Source organism: Novosphingobium sp. ERN07, assembly GCF_012641335.1.
In the GTDB taxonomy this organism is placed as follows: Bacteria; Pseudomonadota; Alphaproteobacteria; order Sphingomonadales; family Sphingomonadaceae; genus Novosphingobium.
This window is the reverse complement of the sequence record NZ_JABAID010000002.1, coordinates 319,648-340,494: the sequence shown is the minus strand read 5'-3', so window position 1 is coordinate 340,494 and position 20,847 is coordinate 319,648. Positions and strand designations below refer to the sequence as shown.

At 61.6% G+C, this 20,847-nt stretch carries 19 protein-coding genes; 10 read left to right on the top strand and 9 right to left on the bottom strand.

The window, feature by feature from the left end; all coding sequences use genetic code 11:
- Nucleotides 1-2: 2 nt before the first annotated feature.
- The 5 genes from HGI47_RS04680 (at nucleotide 3) to HGI47_RS04660 (ending at nucleotide 4,930) form a co-directional block, all read left to right on the top strand.
- On the top strand, nucleotides 3-734 hold the full coding sequence (locus HGI47_RS04680) for a biotin--[acetyl-CoA-carboxylase] ligase (RefSeq protein ID WP_206065995.1): 732 nt from the start codon (nucleotides 3-5) through the stop codon (nucleotides 732-734).
- Nucleotides 718-1,500 (top strand): type III pantothenate kinase, encoded by a 783-nt coding sequence (locus HGI47_RS04675; protein WP_168851617.1) that lies wholly within the window; start codon nucleotides 718-720, stop codon nucleotides 1,498-1,500. The genes HGI47_RS04680 and HGI47_RS04675 overlap by 17 nt, the downstream gene beginning before the upstream one ends.
- Nucleotides 1,497-3,149 carry a ribonuclease J gene (locus HGI47_RS04670; protein ID WP_168851616.1) on the top strand — a complete coding sequence of 551 codons (1,653 nt, stop codon included), beginning with the start codon at nucleotides 1,497-1,499 and terminating at the stop codon, nucleotides 3,147-3,149. The genes HGI47_RS04675 and HGI47_RS04670 overlap by 4 nt, the downstream gene beginning before the upstream one ends.
- A gap of 9 nt (nucleotides 3,150-3,158) precedes the next feature.
- A complete protein-coding gene (locus HGI47_RS04665) occupies nucleotides 3,159-3,431 on the top strand; it encodes a DUF1467 family protein (RefSeq protein WP_168851615.1) in 273 nt (90 codons plus the stop codon).
- Nucleotides 3,432-3,502: 71 nt separating this feature from the next.
- Nucleotides 3,503-4,930: a mannosyltransferase gene (locus HGI47_RS04660; protein ID WP_168851614.1), complete on the top strand. Its 1,428-nt coding sequence runs from the start codon at nucleotides 3,503-3,505 to the stop codon at nucleotides 4,928-4,930.
- A 4-nt stretch (nucleotides 4,931-4,934) separates the two neighbouring features.
- Here HGI47_RS04660 and phoB read toward each other — a convergent pair whose 3' ends face one another.
- The 7 genes from phoB to HGI47_RS04625 all read right to left on the bottom strand — a co-directional run bounded on the left by phoB (nucleotide 4,935) and on the right by HGI47_RS04625 (nucleotide 12,214).
- On the bottom strand, nucleotides 4,935-5,624 hold the full coding sequence (gene phoB, locus HGI47_RS04655) for a phosphate regulon transcriptional regulator PhoB (RefSeq protein ID WP_168851613.1): 690 nt from the start codon (nucleotides 5,622-5,624) through the stop codon (nucleotides 4,935-4,937).
- A 75-nt stretch (nucleotides 5,625-5,699) separates the two neighbouring features.
- The gene (phoU, locus tag HGI47_RS04650) at nucleotides 5,700-6,386 is read right to left on the bottom strand and encodes a phosphate signaling complex protein PhoU (RefSeq protein ID WP_168851612.1); all 687 of its coding nucleotides are present in this window, start codon (nucleotides 6,384-6,386) and stop codon (nucleotides 5,700-5,702) included.
- A gap of 28 nt (nucleotides 6,387-6,414) precedes the next feature.
- A complete protein-coding gene (pstB, locus tag HGI47_RS04645; RefSeq protein WP_168851611.1) occupies nucleotides 6,415-7,230 on the bottom strand; it encodes a phosphate ABC transporter ATP-binding protein PstB in 816 nt (271 codons plus the stop codon).
- Nucleotide 7,231: 1 nt separating this feature from the next.
- Nucleotides 7,232-8,497 carry a phosphate ABC transporter permease PstA gene (pstA, locus tag HGI47_RS04640; RefSeq protein ID WP_240949983.1) on the bottom strand — a complete coding sequence of 422 codons (1,266 nt, stop codon included), beginning with the start codon at nucleotides 8,495-8,497 and terminating at the stop codon, nucleotides 7,232-7,234.
- A 10-nt stretch (nucleotides 8,498-8,507) separates the two neighbouring features.
- The gene (pstC, locus tag HGI47_RS04635) at nucleotides 8,508-9,890 is read right to left on the bottom strand and encodes a phosphate ABC transporter permease subunit PstC (RefSeq protein WP_168851609.1); all 1,383 of its coding nucleotides are present in this window, start codon (nucleotides 9,888-9,890) and stop codon (nucleotides 8,508-8,510) included.
- Between the two features lie 23 nt (nucleotides 9,891-9,913).
- A complete protein-coding gene (locus HGI47_RS04630) occupies nucleotides 9,914-10,960 on the bottom strand; it encodes a substrate-binding domain-containing protein (protein WP_240949982.1) in 1,047 nt (348 codons plus the stop codon).
- A gap of 57 nt (nucleotides 10,961-11,017) precedes the next feature.
- Entirely contained in the window at nucleotides 11,018-12,214 is a 1,197-nt protein-coding gene (locus tag HGI47_RS04625) for a cell wall metabolism sensor histidine kinase WalK (protein WP_168851608.1), read from the bottom strand.
- 233 nt (nucleotides 12,215-12,447) lie between these two features.
- Here HGI47_RS04625 and adh point away from each other — a divergent pair, with 233 nt between their 5' ends.
- The 5 genes from adh (at nucleotide 12,448) to HGI47_RS04600 (ending at nucleotide 18,274) form a co-directional block, all read left to right on the top strand.
- A complete protein-coding gene (gene adh / locus HGI47_RS04620) occupies nucleotides 12,448-13,968 on the top strand; it encodes an aldehyde dehydrogenase (protein ID WP_168851607.1) in 1,521 nt (506 codons plus the stop codon).
- A gap of 101 nt (nucleotides 13,969-14,069) precedes the next feature.
- Entirely contained in the window at nucleotides 14,070-14,378 is a 309-nt protein-coding gene (locus HGI47_RS04615) for an EthD family reductase (protein ID WP_168851606.1), read from the top strand.
- Nucleotides 14,379-14,425: 47 nt separating this feature from the next.
- Nucleotides 14,426-14,800: a DUF779 domain-containing protein gene (locus HGI47_RS04610; protein WP_168851821.1), complete on the top strand. Its 375-nt coding sequence runs from the start codon at nucleotides 14,426-14,428 to the stop codon at nucleotides 14,798-14,800.
- A gap of 64 nt (nucleotides 14,801-14,864) precedes the next feature.
- Nucleotides 14,865-16,058 (top strand): FIST N-terminal domain-containing protein, encoded by a 1,194-nt coding sequence (locus HGI47_RS04605; RefSeq protein ID WP_168851605.1) that lies wholly within the window; start codon nucleotides 14,865-14,867, stop codon nucleotides 16,056-16,058.
- Entirely contained in the window at nucleotides 16,055-18,274 is a 2,220-nt protein-coding gene (locus tag HGI47_RS04600; RefSeq protein ID WP_168851604.1) for a PAS-domain containing protein, read from the top strand. The genes HGI47_RS04605 and HGI47_RS04600 overlap by 4 nt, the downstream gene beginning before the upstream one ends.
- Here the strand turns inward: HGI47_RS04600 and HGI47_RS04595 are convergent.
- Both HGI47_RS04595 and HGI47_RS04590 read right to left on the bottom strand, forming a co-directional pair.
- Nucleotides 18,271-18,924 carry a response regulator transcription factor gene (locus HGI47_RS04595; RefSeq protein ID WP_168851603.1) on the bottom strand — a complete coding sequence of 218 codons (654 nt, stop codon included), beginning with the start codon at nucleotides 18,922-18,924 and terminating at the stop codon, nucleotides 18,271-18,273. The genes HGI47_RS04600 and HGI47_RS04595 overlap by 4 nt on opposite strands.
- A gap of 149 nt (nucleotides 18,925-19,073) precedes the next feature.
- Complete coding sequence (locus HGI47_RS04590) at nucleotides 19,074-20,819, bottom strand: methanol/ethanol family PQQ-dependent dehydrogenase (RefSeq protein ID WP_168851602.1); 1,746 nt, start codon at nucleotides 20,817-20,819, stop codon at nucleotides 19,074-19,076.
- Nucleotides 20,820-20,847: the final 28 nt, after the last annotated feature.

The following is a 20,847-nucleotide window of genomic DNA, read 5'->3' as shown; positions in this document are numbered from 1 at the left end:
CATTGATCGAAACCGTCGCGGAAATCCCTTCGACCAACGGTGCGCTGCTTGCGCGCCTTGGCGGGGGAGAGCGTTTGACCGAGGGTGACTGGCTGATCGCTGACCGGCAAAGCGCCGGGCGCGGGCGGGCCGGGCGTGCGTGGTCGGATGGCTATGGCAACTTCATGGGGTCGACAGTGGTGCAGTTGCGCGCCGCCGATCCTTTGCCGCAGACTTTGGCGCTCGTCGCAGGGCTGGCCGCGCATGAAGCGGTTGCCGCTCTGGCCCCGGAACTTCAAGGTTTGCGGCTAAAATGGCCGAACGATCTTCTGGTTGATGAGGCCAAGCTGGCGGGCATCCTGCTGGAGAGGCATGGCGATGCCGTGGTCGTGGGTATCGGCGTTAATCTGGCACAGGCACCCGATCTGGCGGACCGCGCGACGACGAGCCTTGCGGCGCTGGGCTTTACGGTAAGCCGCGATGCTTTCGCTGCCGAACTGGCTGCCCGTTTTCGCGACGCGGTCGACCGTTGGCACTATGGCGAATGGCCGCTGCTGCGGCAGCAGTGGCTGGCGCGAGCATTGCCCACAGGCACGCTCGTTTCGGTCAAGGATCGCGATCAGGGCACCATTATCGGCGCATTTGGTGGCATCGATGACGATGGCGTTGCCCTTCTGCGCTTGGCGGATGGCGCGGTCCGTGCCATCCACGCGGGCGACATAGATATGGTAGGTTCCCATGCTTCTGGCGGTTGACGTCGGCAATACCAACATCGTTTTTGCGCTGTTTCAGGGGCGCGAGATCAAGGCGCGCTGGCGCGTGGCGACCGATCCGCGCCGCACGGCGGACGAATATGCCGTGTGGCTGCTGCAACTCATGCAGTTGCAGGGCCTGAATGCCAAGGTGGTAAGCCAGATCCTGATTTCCACGGTCGTACCGCGCGCGCTGCACAACCTGACCGTTCTGTCGCAAAAGTATTTCGGTCTGGACCCGCTGGTCGCGGGGCAGCCGCCCGTCGAATGGGGTTTCGAAGCCGATGTGGATGAGCCGCGCTCGCTCGGCGCTGATCGTGCGGTCAATGCGGTGGCGGCGCACGCCAAGTATCCCGGTGACCTGATCGTGGTTGATTTCGGCACGGCAACGACATTCGATGTGGTGGACTTCAACGGTGCCTACAAGGGCGGGATCATCGCGCCGGGCATCAACCTTTCGCTTGATGCGCTGGTCAACGCAGCGGCCAAGCTGCCGCGTATTGCCATCGAAGCACCGACTCGCACCAGAAGCGTCATCGGCCGCAACACCGAAGACCAGATGCACATCGGCGTGTTTTGGGGCTATGTTTCGATGATGGAAGGCCTGATCGCGCGGATGCGGGCCGAAATCGGTCGCCCGGCAAAGGTAGTGGCCACAGGTGGTCTTGCCGTGCTGTTCGGTGATCACACCGATATTTTTGATCATGTGGACACAGATCTGACGCTTGATGGTCTGGCCATTCTTGCCGAACGAGTGGCGCAATCGTGAAATCGTCCAAAGAACTCCTGTTTCTCGCGCTCGGTGGATCGGGTGAAATCGGGATGAACGTCAATCTCTATTGCTGTGACGGCAAGTGGCTGATGGTCGATCTCGGCATGACTTTCGCCGATCCCTACTACCCTGGCATCGATCTGGTTTTCGCGGATCTGGATTTCATCGAGCAGCGACTTGATGATCTGGTGGGCGTGGTGCTGACGCACGCGCACGAAGACCACATCGGTGCGGTGCCCTATTTTGCGCAAGACCTTGGGGTGCCGCTTTATGCCACGCCGTTCACCGCCAAACTGGTGCATGAAAAGCTGGTCGAGGCCGGGATCGAGGATGAAGTCGAACTTAACATCATCGACCATCTCGACCGTTTTCAGCTTGGCCCGTTCGGCATTCGTTACGTTCCGCTGGCGCACTCGATTGCTGAAGGCAACGCGCTCCTGATCGATACGCCGCATGGAAAGATATTCCACACCGGCGACTGGAAGCTGGACGATGAACCGCGGATCGGCACGCCCGCGACCGAGGAAGAACTGACTGCTATCGGTGATGATGGCGTGCTGGCGCTGGTGTGTGATTCCACCAACGTTTTCAATCCCAAGCCTTCGGGTTCCGAAGGTGAAGTGCGTGCGGGCCTGCTTGAAGCGGTGGCGGCGCAAAAGGGACGGCGCGTGGTCGTCACCACGTTTGCATCCAACGTGGCGCGGTTGCAGACGCTGGGCGAAGTGGCCCAGGCTACCGGGCGGCAGCTTTGCGTGGCCGGACGCTCGCTCGACCGGATCATCCGTGTGGCGAAATCCTGCGGTTATCTGAAAAACTTGCCTGATCTGGTCCACATGGACGACGCGATGGACGTCCCACGCGGCGAATTGCTGGTGCTGGCCACGGGCGGGCAAGGGGAGCCGCGCGCGGCTTTGGCCCGCATCGCCGGGGAGCAGCACCCGGTGCGGCTCGAAAAGGGCGATGTCGTGCTGTTTTCCAGCCGTCAGATTCCCGGCAACGAACTGGCGATTGGCCGCATCCAGAACGCGCTGGTTGAAAAGGGCGTGCGGATCGTGACCGACCGCCAGTCGATGATCCACGTTTCCGGGCATCCGGGACGGCCGGAACTGGTTGCGCTTTACGACTGGATCAAGCCGGAAATTCTCGTGCCGGTCCACGGTGAAATTCGCCATATGGCCGAGCAGGCGCAACTGGGGCTGAGTGAGGGCATTCCGAAGGCAATCCTGCAAAAGAACGGCGATCTGATCCGGCTTGCCCCCGATGGGCCGAAGAAGATTTCGGAAGAGCGCGCCGGGCGGCTCGTGCTGGATGGCGATATCATTGCGCCTGCCGATGGCGAAGGCGTGGTGGCGCGGCGCAAGCTTTCGCAGAACGGGCTGATCAGTGTTGCGCTGGCCGTGCGGCACGATGGCGTGCTGACGTCAGACGTCGATATCGGCGCCATCGGCATCCCGCTGGACGAGGATATGGAAGCCTTCATTGCTGAGGCAAAGGTCGAGGCGGCAGAGGCCGTGCGCAAGCTCAAAGGGGATCGCAAGCGCGACCGCTTGGCCGTGGCTGAAACCGTGCGGCTTGCGGTGCGCCGCACCGGGCAGCGCTGGTCGGGCAAGAAGCCGGTTGTTCAGGTCTTGCTGCGGGAAAGCTGAGGCGCGCGCATGAAAATCACGTCGATCATCGCGATCTACGGCCTGTTCTGGGTCATGTCGGCGTTCATCGTGCTGCCTTTTGGCGTGCGCACGCATGACGAACTGGGGCAGGCGAAAGTGGCCGGGCAGGCCGATAGCGCGCCGGGGAATTTCAACCCGCGCCGCATTGCCTTTCGCGCCACGATCCTTTCCGCCATTGCTTTCGTGTTCTATTACGCAAATTACGTGAATGGCTGGATCACGGTGGCCGATCTCGACATCACGACCTATTTTTCCCACTGACGGTGCAGGATCGGACGGGCAGCAACGCATCCAAAGCGCAATGCCGTTTGGACCCGGCACTGGCCGGGTTGATGCTGCTGGCTCTGGCGGTCCGACTGCCGGTTGCTTGGTTCACGGTCTATCACCACCCGGACGAGATCTGGCAGTATGTCGAACCAGCCTACGGTCTGGTCACGGGCGACTGGATACGCACTTGGGACATTCGCCTTGGCATCCGGTCATGGCTGATCCCGCTGGCAATGCTGCCGCCGGTTTGGTTAGGGTATCTGCTTGATCCGGCAGGGGAATTGCATCTTCTTCTGCCGCGCATCGCGATGGCGTTCGCATCGCTCGGAACGGTATGGGCCGCGTGGGTTCTGGGGGCGCGGGCAGGACGGCAACATGCCATCGCCGCCGCATTCGTCACCGCAATCTGGGTAGACTTTGCCTACTTCGCGGCGCGCCCATCAAGCGACAGCTTTGCCGCACTGGCGATCCTGCCGGGGCTGGCGCTGCTGGTGCGGTTTCGTGATGGTGGGGTGCGGCGCGATGCCTTGCTGGGCGGGTTTCTGCTGGGGCTGGGCTTTATCGCGCGGTTTCCGCTGGGACCGGCGCTGGCGATCCCGTTTCTGTGGGCGGGCAGGCTGGAAGTCCGGCGGGCATGGTTTCCGTTGCTGGGCGGGGCGACATGCGGCGTTCTGGTGGATGTTCTCGCCAATGTCGCGATGGGGCAGATTCCATTTTTGTGGATATATAACAACGTCTTCGCGAACGTTTTTGTCAACCGCAGCTATGCCTACGGGGTAGAAGCGGCGGACTGGTATCTGCGCGTGTTGGCTTGGCAATGGCAGTTTGCCGCCGTGCTGATCGTGCCATCGCTGATCTTTGGGGCAAAGCGCTATCCGATGTTGCTGGCGACGGCGCTGGCTGTCATCGCGGTGCATTCCGGCATCGGGCACAAGGAGTATCGCTTCATCCTTTTGGGGGTGATGCTGATCGTTTTGCTGGCCGCAATCGGATCGGTTGACCTGCTGAAATGGCTGGCGCGCAAAGGGCAAAAAAGCGTGCCGAAACGGCGGTTTGCGCTGCTGTTGGTGCTATGGTTGGTGTTCTCTGTGCATCTAGGTGCAGTTCAGCCGTTCGCAATAAACTGGACCATCGGGCAGGCGCCGCTCAAGGCGATGCGCACTGTGCGATCCGTGCCGGGTCTGTGCGGCGTGGCGACATACCGCATCCGCGACGTGCCGTTCATGTCGCGCGCCATGCTCAATCGGGACGTGCCAGCCCTGCTGCTCGACGGCGCGGCATCAGCATCGCTGGCACAGCCCCGCTACAACGTGGCGGTTGCGCCGATAGAGCATCTCGGCGAATTGCCTGCGGCCTATCGCTTTGCCGGGTGCATGTCGCCCGACGCGCCGGTCTTCGAGCAGCAGTATTGCGTGGCGGTGCGGGATGGGCCTTGCACCGAACCGGCGGGTGTTTTCGAATACAACCGCCAGTTGATCGCCAAAGACCTTTGAGCCGTCAGACGCCTTCAAGAGCGTAACCGGCGGAGCGCACGGTGCGGACCGGATCGGCCGCGCCAGGAATGGCGATGGCCTGACGCAAGCGGCGGATGTGGACGTCCACCGTGCGCAGTTCGATATCGCTGCCGCTGCCCCAGACCGCATCGAGCAACTGCCCGCGTGAGAACACGCGGCCCGGATGCTCCATGAAGTGTTTAAGCAGGCGAAATTCAGTGGGGCCGACCTTCATCGGTGCGCCGCGACGGGTAACGCGGTGCGCGGTGGGATCGAGTGAGAGATCGCCAACCGTGATCGTTTCGCCCGCCAGCGCGGGGCGCACGCGGCGCAGGACCGCGCCGACGCGGGCAATCAGTTCGCGCGGTGAGAAGGGCTTTGTGACGTAATCGTCCGCGCCGGTTTCCAGCCCGCGAATGCGGTCATCCTCGTCCGACCGCGCGGTGAGCATGATGATCGGAACGTGTGCCGTATCCTTGTTCCGGCGCAGGCGGCGGCAAACTTCGATACCGCTGGTGCCGCCGATCATCCAGTCGAGAAGGACGAGATCGGGCGCATCCTCGGCAGCGAGAAGCAGGGCTTCATCGCCATCGTCGGTGGTGCGGACATCGTAGCCTTCGCCGCGAAAGCGGTATTCGACCAGCTCGGCCAGTGCCGTATCGTCTTCAACCAGCAGCAATTTCGGAGCAGGCAAGCGAACCTCCATGACAGTTATACTGCCAAAGCACGCTTAATGTTACCACCGTGTGACGAAGCCGCAAAAGGACGGTCAGGCCGGTGGCAACACTTCCTCGCGCTCTGGCAGGTTCGCGCCGGTGGCGGCGTAATAGACCATTTCCGCGATGTTCGTGGCATGATCGCCAATGCGTTCGATATTGCGCGCGACGAACAGGAGCTGTGCGGCGCTGCTGATCGTGGCCGGATTTTCGACCATGAACGACACGAGGTTGCGGAAGATCGAATCGTAGAAGGCATCGACCTTGGCATCGCGCTGCACGATTTCTTCGGCGCTGATCGGATCGCGGGCGGCAAACGCGGTCAGAACGTCGTGGACCATATCGGCGGCCAGTTCGTTCATCGCGGGTAGAAGGGTGAGCGGTTCGAACCGTTTGCGGCCTTCGATGATGCCGACGCGCTTGGCGATGTTCTTGGCATAATCACCGATGCGTTCGATCACGCCCGCGATTTTCAGCGCGGCAATGACTTCGCGCAGATCGTCGGCCATCGGCGCGCGCAGGGCGAGGACGCGAATGGCGAGTTTATCGACTTCGGCCTCAAGCTGATCGATGCGCTTGTCACGCGCGATCACACCCTTGGCGAGTTCGTGATCGCCACGAACCAGCGCGTCCATTGCTTCGGACACGGAAAGTTCGGCCAGGCCACCCATCTCCGCGACAAGGCCGCGCAGCCGGGTGATGTCCTCGTCGAATGCCTTGACGGTATGTTCGGCCACCATGTCGTCCTCTTATGCCCTGTTGCGCGGCTCAGCCGTAGCGGCCGGTGATATAGTCCTTGGTCCGTTCTTCGCGCGGATTGGTGAAGATATCGGAAGTCTTGCCGTATTCAACGACCTTACCCAAGTGGAAGAAGGCGGTGCGCTGCGAAACGCGCGCGGCCTGCTGCATCGAGTGGGTGACGATGACGATGGCATAACGGCCCCGCAGATCGTCGATCAGTTCTTCGATACGCGCGGTGGCGATGGGATCGAGCGCGGAGCACGGTTCGTCCATCAGGATGACTTCGGGATCGACCGCGATGGCGCGGGCGATGCACAGGCGCTGCTGCTGGCCGCCGGAAAGCGCGGTGCCGCTGTCGGACAGGCGGTCCTTCACTTCATCCCACAGGCCGGCGCGGCGCAGCGATTGCTCGACGATCTCGTCAAGCTCTGCCTTGCTGCCGGTGATGCCGTGGATTTTCGGCCCATAGGCGATGTTTTCGTAGATCGACTTGGGGAAGGGGTTCGGCTTCTGGAACACCATGCCCACGCGGGCGCGCAATTGCACCACGTCCATGCCCGATTTGTAGATATCCTGCCCATCGAGCAGGATATCGCCTTCGACGCGGGCGTTGGGGATGGTGTCGTTCATGCGGTTCAAGGAACGCAGGAACGTGGATTTGCCGCAGCCCGATGGGCCAATGAAGGCGGTGACATAGCGCTGCGGGATTTCGATCGAAACATCGTCGATCGCGCGCTTGTCCCCATAGAATACCGAGACGTTCTTCGCGCTCATCTTCAGGGGCGCGTCGAAGTAGGGCTTGTCCTGCCCCTGCGGCTCAGTCTGGATCGCTTCAGCGTTCATTTTACCACCGTTTTTCGAAGCGGTTGCGCAAGTAGATCGCAAGACCGTTCATCAGGAGCAGGAAGACGAGGAGGACGACAATCGCCGCGCTGGTGCGTTCGACGAAGCCGCGGTCGATCTCGTCCGACCACAGGAAAATCTGCACCGGGAGAACGCTCGACGGTGCGGTGAAACCCGAAGGCGGGCTGGCGACGAAGGCGCGCATCCCGATCATCAGCAGCGGCGCGGTTTCGCCCAGCGCGCGAGCCATGCCGATGATCGTGCCGGTGAGAATGCCGGGCAGAGCCAGCGGCAGGACATGGTTGAACACGACCTGCACTTTGCTGGCACCGATAGCGAGCGCGGCATCGCGGATCGAGGGCGGCACCGCCTTGATCGCGTTGCGGCCGGAAATGACGATGACGGGCATGGTCATCAGGGCCAGCGTCATGCCGCCGATCAGCGGGGCGGAGCGATAGTGCGGGAAGATTGCGAGGAATACGGCAAGGCCGAGCAGGCCGAAAATGATCGAGGGAACGGCCGCGAGATTGTTGATCGAAATCTCGATCCAGTCGGTCCAGCGGTTCTTCGGCGCGTATTCTTCAAGGTAGAGCGCGGCGAGCACGCCCACCGGAAAGGCGAGGACGAGCGTGACGAACATCGTCAGCATCGAACCCTTGAGCGCCCCCCAGATGCCGACCGATTGAGGGCTGGTGGCATCGGAGCGGGTCAGAAAGCCCTTGTCGAACTGGCGGACCAGCTTGCCTTCGGCTTTGAGCTTTGTTGCGAGCGATTGCAGTGCGGGATCGCCATCGCCACGCATTGCGCGGGCGAGAGCATCGCTCGCGGGGAGCGAAACCTTGATGGTGCCGTTGAGCAGACCGGGGTCTTCGATCAGCTTGTCCGCCACTTCGCGCCATGCGCCATTTGCGAGAATATCGTCGGCATCGGGGCCGAGTGCGTTGCGGGCGGCGTTGTCTACCACCTTTTCGAGGCCGGCGAGTTCCAGCCCGCCCATCGGATCGGGCTGGGTCAGACGTTCGGCATCGATCTGCATTGCGCCAGCCAGCGGAACGTCGAAACGCACTTCGCTGCGCTGGAAACCGGCGATGCCTGCCGAACTCATGTTCACCAGCAAGAGCAGGAGCATGAGCGCCGAAAAGGCAACAGCGACAAAACCCAGCCAGCGGAAACGGCGGTCGGCTTTTTTGCGGGCCGCCAGACCGCGCTCCATCATGGCGCGGCGGCGGGCCTGAATATCTTCGAAGGAAGGGGTGGCGGAGGTCATCCGGGAGGCCTCAGTCATATGCTTCGCGGTAACGCTTTACCACGCGCAGGGCGATGAAGTTCAGCGTCAGCGTGACGAGGAACAGCACCATGCCGAGCGCGAAGGCGGAGAGCGTGGCGGGGTGATCGAAGCTGCCTTCGCCGGTCAGCATGGCGACGATCTGGAAGGTGACCGTGGTCATGCTTTCGAACGGATTGGCGGTGAGATTGGCCGAGGCCCCGGCGGCCATGACCACGATCATGGTTTCGCCAATAGCGCGGCTGATGGCCAGCATGACGCCTGCGACGATACCGGGCAGGGCTGCAGGAACCAGCACTTTGCGGATCGTTTCCGATGTGGTCGCGCCCATTGCAAGGCTGCCGTCGCGCAGGGATTGCGGAACGGCCGCGATGGAATCGTCCGCCATTGAGGAGACGAAGGGAATGATCATGATGCCCATGACAAGCCCTGCGGCGACCGCGCTTTCGGTGGACGCGCTGGAAATGCCGATGGCATGGGCCGCATCGCGCACCAGCGGGGCGACCGTGAGCGCAGCGAAATAGCCGTAGACGACGGTAGGCACGCCCGCGAGAATTTCGAGCAGCGGCTTCATCACCTTGCGCACACCGTTGCTGGCATATTGCGTCAGGAAGATCGCACTCATCAGGCCGAGCGGGATCGCGACGATCATAGCGATGATCGCGCCGATGTAGATCGTGCCCCAGAACAGCGGGATCGCGCCGTAAACCTTGCCATCAGGCGCGCCGGAACTCATCGGATCGGGCGACCAGTGGGTGCCGAACAGGAAGTCTATCGGTGAAACCATGCCGAAGAACCGGGCGGTTTCGAACACGAGGCTGACGATAATGCCGATGGTGGTGAGGATGGCCACCATAGATGCGATCATCAACAGGGCCAGAACTGCACGTTCCACCCGCGTGCGCGCCGTGAAATCGGGCTTGAGGCGCAGGAAAGCAAACGCTCCGCCCGCGAAAGCCACGAGGATCGTGACCGCAAGGCCGATGGAATTATAGAGCGTGAGCGCCGCGCGGTATGGCTCTACGAGGGCTTGCGCAGCATCATTGAACACGCCGAAAGCATTACCCGACGCAACCGCGCGCGCCTCTGCCAGAAAGGTTTCCCGTTCGAATCCGAAGGCGGGAAGCACTGATGCGGCAGGATCGGCAAGAACCTGTGCCGTGACCAGAGAAGGACTGATCGCGTTCCACAGCACGGCAAAAAGCAGGGCAGGCACGCCGACCCAGAGGGCGACGTACCAGCCGTGGAAATTGGGCAGTGAATGCAGGCGGACGCCGGGCGCGGCCTTGCGGAAGGCCCAGGCGCGGGAACGTGCCGCCAGCCAGCCCAAAAGGCTCAGCCCGAAGGCGAGCAGAAGCAGAATGGCTGGCGACATGACCCCCGGTATTCCCCTGTAACTTACTTCAACTGCGAACCGTCAAGAACCGGAAGGTCGTTAACAGCCTTGGCGCTGCCCGCAAGCACATCGTCAGGTGCGACGACCATGCCGAGCTTGGCAAGTGTGCCATCCTTGCCCCAGAGCTTTGACCATTCAGTGACAAATGCCTGCAATCCTGGAATTGCTTTCAGGTGCGCCTTCTTCACATAGATGTAGAGCGGGCGCGCACCGGGATAGCTGAAGTCCGAGATCGTGGCGTAAGTCGGCTCGACCCCCTTCATCGTCAGGCCCTTGATACGACCCTTGTTCTCTTCAAGGTAGGAGAAGCCGAATACGCCGATCGCCTTCGGATTCGCTTCGATCTTCTGGACGATCAGGTTGTCGTTCTCACCGGCATCGACATAGGCACCATCATCGCGCACTTCGGTGCAGATCTTGTCGTGCTTGTCTTTGTCGCTGTCTTTCAGCGCCTTCATTTCGGCGTTTTCGTCGCAGCCCTTGGCGAGGATCAGTTCCTTCAGCGCATCGCGCGTCCCCGAAGTGGAAGGCGGGCCGTAGACGAGAATCGGTTCGGCGGGGAGCGACGGGTTTACGTCCTTCCAGGTCTTGAACGTCTGCGGCTTGCCATAGGGGTTCTTGGCGAGGGCCTTGTAGACGTCTTCGGGGGTGAGCGCGATGCCAGGGCCAGCCTGCGCTTCGGCAAAGGCGACGCCATCGAGGCCGACTTGAATTTCAACGATTTCCTTGACGCCGTTCTTCTCGCACGCTTCGAACTCGGACTTCTTCATCCGGCGTGATGCGTTGGCGATATCGGGGAACTGCGCACCGACACCACCGCAGAACAGGTTCATGCCCGCGCCGGTGCCGGTCGATTCGATGATCGGAGACTTGAGCGAGGGATCAGCCTTCGCCAGCGATTCGGCCACGGCCTTGGCAAAGGGGTAAACGGTGGACGAGCCGACGGCGCGCACCTGATCACGGGTGGCCGCTTCCTGCGAACCGCAACCGGCAAGAGCGAGCGCCGAAAGCGCGGCGGCTGAAAGGGCAACATTGCGAATCATCGACATCGGTATAGCCTTTATCCCTGTTGGCAGGGCGGCCAATGCGACGGCTGCGTGACAGGTTTATGACAATGACGGGTCGGCAGCAACGTTCTGTTGCAAAACGAGCGGAATGCGCACCGTGACAGTGGTGCCTTTGCCCAGCGTGCTGGCGATATCGAGCTTCCCCCGATGGCGTTCGACAATGTGCTTCACGATGGCAAGGCCAAGACCGGTTCCGCCCGCGGTGCGGCTACGCCCCGGATCGGTGCGATAGAACCGTCGGGTAAGGTAGGGGAGGTGATCGGGGTGGATGCCCTCGCCACGGTCGGCCACGATAAGCTCAGCTTCGCCCTGCACCACACCGACGGAGACGGAAACGGGAGCTTGAGAATCGCCATATTTGAAGGCGTTGTCGATCAGGTTGCGAACAAGCTGGTCCAGTTGCTGACGATCGCCCATGACGACCGCCTCGACGGTTTCCACCTTGAGGCGGTCTTCGCCCACGGTCATCGCGGTTTCGCTGGCGATTGTCCCCACCATCTGGCCAAGATCGATGCGATCACGCGGGAGTTCGTGTTTCTCCGCCTCGATACGCGAAAGCGACATCAAATCTTCGACAAGGCTTTGCAGGCGGCGTGCTTCGCGCAGCACCGTGGCGTGGAACTTTGCCGCTGTTGCTGCGTCGACCTTGGCATCGGGGTCTGCCAATGTCTCGATATAGCCGATGATCGAGGCGAGGGGGGTGCGCAACTCGTGACTGGCATTGGCGACGAAATCGGTGTGTGCGCGGCTGATGTCGGCTTCTGCCGTGCGGTTGACCATTTCGATCAGCGAGAATCGTTCATCGATTGGGACGCGGCTGACCTGCCAGATGCTGCGCGCGCCGGTGAGCCCGCGAACCAGTGCGCGCCCCTGCGGCTTTTGCAGCAGGCCGATGGCTTCGGGGTGACGCAAGGCAACGCGGGCGTCCTGTCCGACGATATGCGCGCCCAGTTCTTCGCGCGCGGCGGCGTTGGCGGCAGCGATGCGCTGACCATCGAGCATAAGGACGGGAAGGCCGAAGGGTTCGACAAGTTCGACCATCGCCTGACGTGAGACGCTGCCATCATCGCGGTCTATCGTTTCGACGGTGGGTTCTGGCCGGGCCAGCCAGAGTGTGGCAAGCCAGACCAGCAGGATCGCCAGCGACATCCAGAAGCCAGAACCGCCAAGGTACATGACCACGGCCGCGCAGAAGGCAACGATGATGCTGGGAACTGGCAACGACAAGCCCTTCATCGAATCACGCTGCGTGGAGTGCCTGTGTCTGCGAATCGCCGATCCATGTTTCGGCCTTGTTGCATCGCAAATAGGCGAGGGGCGAGCATCGGCGCAAGCCGTGCACGCAGCAAGTCACAAAACGGTGGTCATCCGCAGCGGGCTGGAGTGTCGTTCCAAGGTACAATTGGCGTGCATGGGCGAGGCGCGCACAGTGCCGCCGATCCTAACAACAATTCATCGGAGGAACGGGGATGTTGCAGCAGGCCATGAGCAAATTCACCGGCGACTCGCTCATTCGCGACAAGTATGAAAATTTCATTGGCGGGAAATGGGTCGCCCCCGTGCGCGGGCAGTATTTCGACAATATCTCGCCGGTGACCGGGCAGGTCGTGTGTCAAGTGGCACGCGGCACGGCGGACGATATCGAATTGGCGCTCGATGCAGCGCACGCGGCCAAGGACGCTTGGGGCAAGGCTTCGAGCACGGAACGGTCGAACGTGTTGCTGCGCGTTGCCGACAAGCTTGAAGCCAACCTTGATCTTTTGGCGATGGTCGAGACGATCGACAACGGCAAGCCGATCCGCGAAACAATGGCTGCCGACATTCCGCTGGCCATCGACCACTTCCGTTACTTCGCCGCCTGCGTCCGCGCGCAGGAGGGTTCGATTGCGGAAATCGACCACGATACCGTGGCATATCACTTCCACGAACCGCTGGGCGTGGTCGGTCAGATCATTCCGTGGAACTTCCCGATCCTGATGGCGGCGTGGAAGCTGGCGCCGGCGCTGGCAGCCGGGAACTGCGTGGTGCTGAAGCCCGCCGAGCAGACGCCGATGTCGATCCTTGTGCTGGCGGAACTGGTTGCCGATATCCTGCCGGCAGGTACGCTCAACATCGTGAACGGATTTGGCATCGAAGCGGGCAAGCCGCTGGCCACCAACAAGCGCATCAGCAAGATCGCGTTCACCGGCGAAACGTCGACCGGGCGGCTGATCATGCAGTATGCCAGCGAGAACCTGATTCCGTGCACGTTGGAACTGGGCGGAAAAAGCCCGAACATCTTCTTTGCTGACGTCATGGACGCCGACGACGATTATCTGGATAAGGCGCTGGAAGGCTTTGCCATGTTCGCGCTCAATCAGGGTGAGGTCTGCACCTGTCCGAGCCGCGCACTGGTGCATGAATCGATCTATGACCGTTTCATGGAAAAGGCGATTGCCCGTGTCGAAGCTATCAAGCTGGGCAGCCCGCTCGATCCTTCGACGATGATCGGCGCGCAGGCATCGAACGACCAGATGGAAAAGATCCTGAGCTATATCCAGATTGGCAAGGACGAAGGGGCCAAAGTGCTGACCGGCGGTGAGCGTGCGATGCACACCGGCGAACTGGCCGATGGCTATTACGTGCAGCCGACCGTGCTGGAAGGCCACAACAAGATGCGCATCTTCCAGGAGGAAATCTTCGGCCCGGTGCTTTCGGTGACCAAGTTCTCCAGCGATGAAGAAGCGCTCTCCATCGCCAACGATACGCTCTATGGCCTTGGTGCCGGGGTGTGGACGCGCGATGGTACGCGGGCCTATCGTTTTGGACGGGGCATTCAGGCCGGGCGCGTATGGACCAACTGCTATCACGCCTATCCAGCGCACGCGGCATTCGGCGGTTACAAGCAGTCGGGCATCGGGCGTGAAACGCACAAGATGATGCTGGACCACTATCAGCAGACCAAGAACCTTCTGGTCAGCTACAGCCCCAAGGCGCTCGGCTTCTTCTGAGGCTGTCGTCCGGCGGCAATGCGGCGCGCTACGGCTTCTGGCCGGGCGCGCCAAAGGCCGTTCAAGCAGGTGCCGCAAGAGCGCCTATGTGGAGAGAGATGATGACGCAGATGGTTGTCAACGTGATGTATAATGCTCCCGCCGACCCGCAGGCGTTCGAGCGCTACTACGCTGAAACGCACATGCCGATTGCGGCGAAAATTCCTTCGGTCGAAAAGATTGTTCTGCTTAAGGGCATGGCCGGCGCAGACGGTAGCGCGCCGCCTTATTACCGCGTCGCCCAGATTTATTTTGCCGACGAAGCTGCGATGGCTTCTGGAATGTCATCGCCAGAGGCCCAAGCCGCGACCGCCGACATCGCCAATTTTGCGACCGGCGGCGCCTCCGTGTTGATCACGGAAGTCGTTTGAACGTCCTGCCTTCTCGCGTGTTGGCGAGCACTGCTGCGCTGGAATGGATGGCGCGGCTGAAGGTGCAGCATGGGCCGTTGATGTTCCACCAGTCGGGCGGGTGTTGCGACGGCTCTGCGCCGATGTGCTTTCAGGCGGGTGAGTTCCGCGTTGGCGGGCAGGATGTGCTGCTGGGCCATGTGTCGGATGATGTGCCGGTATGGATCGGGGCGGCGCAGTTTGAATATTGGCGGCACACGCAGATTACCATCGATGTGGTGCCGGGCCGCGGGGCCGGGATGAGCCTTGAGGCACCCGAAGGCGTGCGTTTCATAGTACGTAGTCGCGTGTTTACCGACGAGGAAGCAGAACTGCTTGAGAAAGCGGGAGAACCGCCGCGCGGCGACGCGATTGCGCTTGGCGGAACCACCGGCGCGCCTTAGACTTCAACCGGGATGATGGTCATGCGTTCAAAGAGGTGCGGGCCGGGGGAAGAGGAAGCAAAGGATGCTGCAAGTTGATGTCGATAAGCGGCCCGCGATACCTTCCGGTCAGGCTGCATCTCCTGTGACATCTGGCGGGCTGATCACTGTCACGTCGCGCGCGGTGGACCCGGCGACGGCTGTGGGCGAACTCGCCGAAGCACTGGCCGGTGCGGAACTTTCAGGCGCGTTGCTGTTCTGTTCCAACACCTATCCACGCGAAGCCTTGCAGCGTGAACTGGCCGTGCAATTGCCCGATGTACAGCTATTCGGCTGCACCAGCGCCGGCGAGCTGACCGATCGTGGCTATGACACCCGCAGCGTGGTGCTCATCGGGTTTCCGGCAAACGTGTTTTCCATCGCGTCGTTGCGCTTTGACGATCTCGACCGGTTCGATCCGCAATCGGCACAGGCGGCGATACGGCAACTGGTGGCGCAGGAACGGGTCGAACGTTCACCCGAAGGCCGCCCCAATCAGGTAGCGCTGTTTCTGGTCGATGGGCTTTCGCACCGTGAAGAACTGCTGACGATGACCGCGCAACACGCGCTTGGTGATATCCAATTGATCGGAGGATCGAGCGGGGACGGACTTTCCTTCCGCAACACGGCGATCCTGCATGAAGGGCGGTTTCATGCCGATGCAGCAGTGATCGTCCTGCTGACCACCGCCAAGCCGCTGCATGTGTTTTGCGCCAACTTCTACAAACCCGGCCCGGCCAAGATGGTGATTACCGAGGCTGACCCGGAATCGCGTGTGGTGCAGGAAATCAATGCTGCGCCTGCGGCAGAGGAATATCGCCGTCTGGCAGGCAGCCCTTGTGCCGAACTCGACGCGCATTTCTTTGCCGCCCATCCGCCTATAGTGCGGACAGGAGGGCAGTTTCATGTGCGGTCCATCCAGAGCGTGAACAATGACGGATCACTGACGTTCTATTGCGCCATTGATACCGGCGTGGTGCTTTCGATTGGAGAGCCGGTGGACCGCATAGGTGCGATGGAAAGCCTGTTTGCCGATATAGAAAGCAAGGTGGGCGAGATCGATCACGTTATAGGCTTTGATTGCGTGCTGAATCGGCTGGACGCAGAGGACCGGCAGATGGCGCGCACGGTATCGCAGATGTATGTCGAAAAGCGGGTCTTCGGGTTCAACACTTATGGCGAGCAGTTCATGGCTGCGCACATGAATCAGACGTTCACGGGGCTGGCCATCGGGAAATGACCACGCATTCTGCCCCTGCATCCATTGCTACCGACGACAGCGAAGCCGCCCGCCTGCGCGAGCGAGTGCGGCAACTGGAAAAGATCAACGCCGCGCTGATGGACCGCGTGGAACGGTCCATCGATATGCAGGGCGGAGCGTTTTCGATGTTCGAGACGGCCATCGCGCTCGAGGCGATGGTGCGCGATCGTACTGGCGCCCTTGAAACCGCGATGAGCGAGTTGAATCGCGTTATTGCAGAACTGGCTGCGGCGAATGAGGATGCGACGGCGGCAAGGGTGCTGTTGCGCGATGCGATTGAATCGCTGGACGATGGTTTCGCGCTCTACGATGCCGATGACCGGCTGATCCTGTGCAACCGCGCGTTCTTGAAGATATTTCCGGTTATCGAAGAAATTTCGGGAGAGACGCCAGAATTTTCCGAAATGGCCAGCAGGCTGGCTTTTACCGGCGCTACGGTTGGATCGCGCATGGCACCGGAGCGGTGGCTGAGTGATAGGGTAGAGCGCCATCGCCGTGCCGAAGGTGCGCACGTTCAGGCGATGAGCGACGGACGCTGGATCCAGATCAACGAAATCCGCACGAGCGATGGCGGCATTGTCGGAATCTACACCGACATCACCTCGGTCAAGGCGGAGGATGCCCGCCAGCGTGCGCTGGAACTGGCCGAGCGCAACCTTGCGCTGCAAGCGACTCTCGACACGCTTTCCGAAGGCGTGTGTCTGCTCGATGCGCAGCGGCGCATGCAGGCGTGGAATGAAGGGCTGGTGCGCGTGCTCGATCTGGGCGGCGGCGAGCTTATGCGGCAGGTGGAAAGCCACGAAGCACTGATCCAGTGGTGCATGGAACACCTCGGCCTGGAATGCGCCGATGCGCTGGCTTGGCGCGAGGGGACGACGACCCAGCTCTCGGCTGATTGCCTGATGGCGGGGCGCAATTTCGTGATCCGGTCGGTGCCGTTGAGCAGTGGCGGAATGGTGTTCACGTTTGATGATGTGACCGATCATGTCCGCCTGCAACGTTCGCTTACCGAAACGGCCGAACTGCTGGAGCGGCGCGTCACTGAGCGCACGGCGGAATTGAGTGAGGTGAACCGTCAGCTTGTTGAGGCAAAGAACGAGGCCGAAACCGCGAACCGATCAAAGACCAGCTTCCTTGCGGCGGCGAGCCATGATCTGTTGCAGCCGCTGAATGCGGCACGTCTGTTCGTTTCGGCGGTAGACGGGCTGAGCCTGCCTGATCGGGCCGGTCTGTTGGTGCAGCAGGCCAGCACCGCGCTGGATTCGGTCGAGGACTTGCTGGAAGCGCTGTTCGAGATTTCGCGCCTTGATGCAGGCGCGATTCAGCCGGAAATCGCGGGCCATTCGCTGGGCGGGCTGCTTCATGCCTTGCGCGTAGAGTTTGGGCCGCTGGCCGTGGCAGGTGGATTGCGGTTTGACGTGGCAGAAACCGCGCTGTGGGTGCAGTCCGATGCGCGATTGCTGCGGCGCGTGCTGCAAAACTTCGTTTCCAACGCCATCCGCTATACCGAGACGGGCAGCGTAACCGTCGAGGTTTGCGAGGACGGCGACCAGGTGCGCGTCACCGTGCGCGATACCGGCCCCGGCATTGCGCTGCAGGATCGCGAAGAGATATTTGGCGAGTTCCGCCGTGTGGGCAAGACGCAGAAGATTCCCGGCAAGGGTCTTGGTCTGGCCATTGTCCGCCGCGTTTCGACTATGCTGGGCCATGCGGTGGAACTGGATTCGACCGTTGGTTCCGGTTCGGCGTTCTCGATCACGCTGCCGCGCGTTGCACAGGTGGCGGTGGTAAAGGCAGTTGAGGCCGGGCAGGGCGGGTCGAGCGGCACCGGCGGCCTTGTGATCGTGATCGATAACGATCCGGCCATTCTTTCCGGCATGGAAGCGCTGCTGGAGAACTGGGGACTGGAAGTAATCGCCGCGCGCGATCCGGCCGATCCCGCTGCGATAGCGGGATTGCGCCAAGGCCCTGCGATGCTGATCGTGGACTATCAGCTTGATGATGGTCTGACCGGCGATGAAGCGATTGCGCAACTGCGCCAGAATGCCGGGCGCGATATCCCGGCGATGGTCATCACGGCGGACCGCAGCGAAGAGACGAAAGCGCACCTGTCGTCGCTCGCTCTGCCGATCCTGAATAAGCCGGTGAAGCCTGCGCAATTGCGGGCGCTGCTGCGCCAGCGTGATGTTCTTTAGCTGCCTTTGAAGCCGATCTTCCCGGCCATGATTACGGCCTGCGTGCGCGAGAACACGTTCATCTTCTGCAGGATGGCAGAAACGTGCGCTTTTACGGTCGTCATCGAAACGTCCAGTTCATAAGCGATCTGCTTGTTGAGAAGACCGGCGACGAGATGGCCAAGGACCACGCGCTGCTGCGGTGTCAGGCTTTCGATGCGGCTGCGGATCAGGTCTTCTTCGGCGGCAGCAGATTCATCGCCTTCGAGTTCGGGCATGTAGATTTCGCCCGAAAGCACCTGATTGAGTGCATCGACGATGGCCGCGCGCTTCAGGCTTTTGGGTACGAACCCTGCAGCCCCTGCGGCAAGCGCATCGCGCACGACATTGCGGTCTGTCACGCCGGACACCATGACCACGGGCGTTGCCGGAAATCCTTCGCGCAGGGCCTGAAGGCCGGAGAGATGCGAAACGTCGGGGATATTGAGATCGAGTAAGACCAGATCGACATCGCCTTCGCGCTCGAGCGTGCCCAAGGCAGCTTCGAGGCTGTCGGCTTCGAGGATGGTGCAGGCAGGATAGGCATCGTCGAAGATCGACCGCAGGCCATCGCGCACCAGCGAGTGATCATCGACAATCAGCACGCGGTCTGGCGCACCGAGATCAGCCATGATGGTCCCCCTCAATAAGTTGACCGGGACTGCCTCCGCGCTTTGAGCGAGTCTTGCAGTTTGCGGCACGTAGGTATTGCGCATGTGATCCTACCCGGGGAGGGAGGGGAGCGCCAGACGTTGCCGCAGGGCGCTCCCGATAGTTTGGTTTACTGCTTGGGCAGCTTGAACACCCAGAGCATTCCGCCCTGGCTGATTTCCTTGAAGGTCTTGGCCACTTCGCCACCCCAGAGCGGCACCGCGCCACCCCAGCCCGACATCACGGCCACAAATTGCTCGCCGTCCTGCTCCCACGTGATGGGCGAGCCGACCACGCCCGAACCGGTCTGGAACTTCCACAGTTCAGCACCGGTCTTGGCATCGAACGCCTTCAGGAAGCCTTCGGGCGTGCCGGTGAACACCAGATTGCCGCGCGTGGCCAGAACGCCGCCCCACAGCGGGGCCTTGTTCTTGTATTCCCACACAATCTTGCCGGTGGTCGGGTCCATCGCACGCAGCGCGCCGATGTGATCATCGGCAATCGGCTTGATGGTGAAGCCCGCGCCGAGATAGGCCGCGCCCTTCTTGTAGGCGATGGGTTCGTTCCAGATGTCCATGCCCCAATCGTTGCTGGGCACATAGAACAGGCCGGTATCCTGTGAGAACGCCATCGGCATCCAGTTCTTGCCACCAAGGAACGACGGACTGGCGAAGACGGACTTGCCCTTTACCGCGGCATCGGGCGCGCCCGGACGGTTTTCAGGGACGTAGTTGGGGCGACCGGTCTTCAGGTCGATGCCGTTGGCCCAGGTCGTCTGCATGACGAACTTGTGCGCGCCCATCAGCTTGCCGTTGGTGCGATCAAGCACGTAGAAATAGCCGTTGCGGTCAGCCTTCGCGCCCAGCTTCATCGGCTTGCCTTTGATCGTGGCGTCGAAGGGCACAAACTCGTTCACGCCGTCGAAGTCCCAGCCATCGTGCGGGGTGGTCTGATAGTGCCACTTGATCACGCCGGTATCCACGTCGATTGCCAGCGTGGACGCGGAATAGAGGTTGTCGCCGGGGCGCAGGTGGCTGTTCCACGGGCCGGGGTTGCCGGTGCCGAAGAACACGGTGTTGGTCGACGGGTCATAAGTGCCGCCAAGCCATGTTGCGCCGCCGCCGGTCTTCCACAGATCGCCGGTCCAGCTTGCGTTGAGCTTGCCGGTCATGCCGTTGGGCTGGCCCTTCAGCGTGCCGACGTGGCCTTCGATGACCGGGCGTTCCCATACCAGCTCGCCCGTATCGACATTGCGTGCCTGAACCGCACCGACAATGCCGAACTCACCACCGGAGTTACCGGTGATCACCATATCCTTGACGATCAGCGGCGCTGCCGTGGCCGAATAGCCTGCCTGATATTCGCCAGTCTTCTTGTTCCACAGCACTTTGCCAGTGTGGCGATCAAGCGCGACGAGATGAGCATCTAGCGTGGCGAAGATCACCTTGTCGCCGTGGATTGCCGCGCCGCGATTCACCACGTCGCAGCATGGCATGATGCCATCGGGCAGGCGGGCGTTGTATTCCCACTTCTTTTCGCCGGTGCGCGCATCGAATGCGAAGAGGCGTGAATAGGAGCCGGTGACGTAGATCGTGCCGTCATAGACCAGCGGCTGCGCTTCCTGCCCACGCTGCTTTTCGCCGCCCAGCGATGCACCGAATACGGGAATGAGCTTGGTCACGTTCTGCGTGTTCAGCTTATCGAGCGTGCTGAAACGCTGCTGCCACGGACCCATGCCATAGCTGATCACGTCGCCGGGCGTTGCAGCATCGTTGACGATATCCGCGCTGGTCGGACCGCCGGCAATGGCCGGTGCCGCCGCCAGACTGGTCGCTGCCGCCAGCCCTGCGATAAGTGTTGAGAAACGCCGCTTCATCCTGTCCCTCCTGTTTGGGTTATTCTTG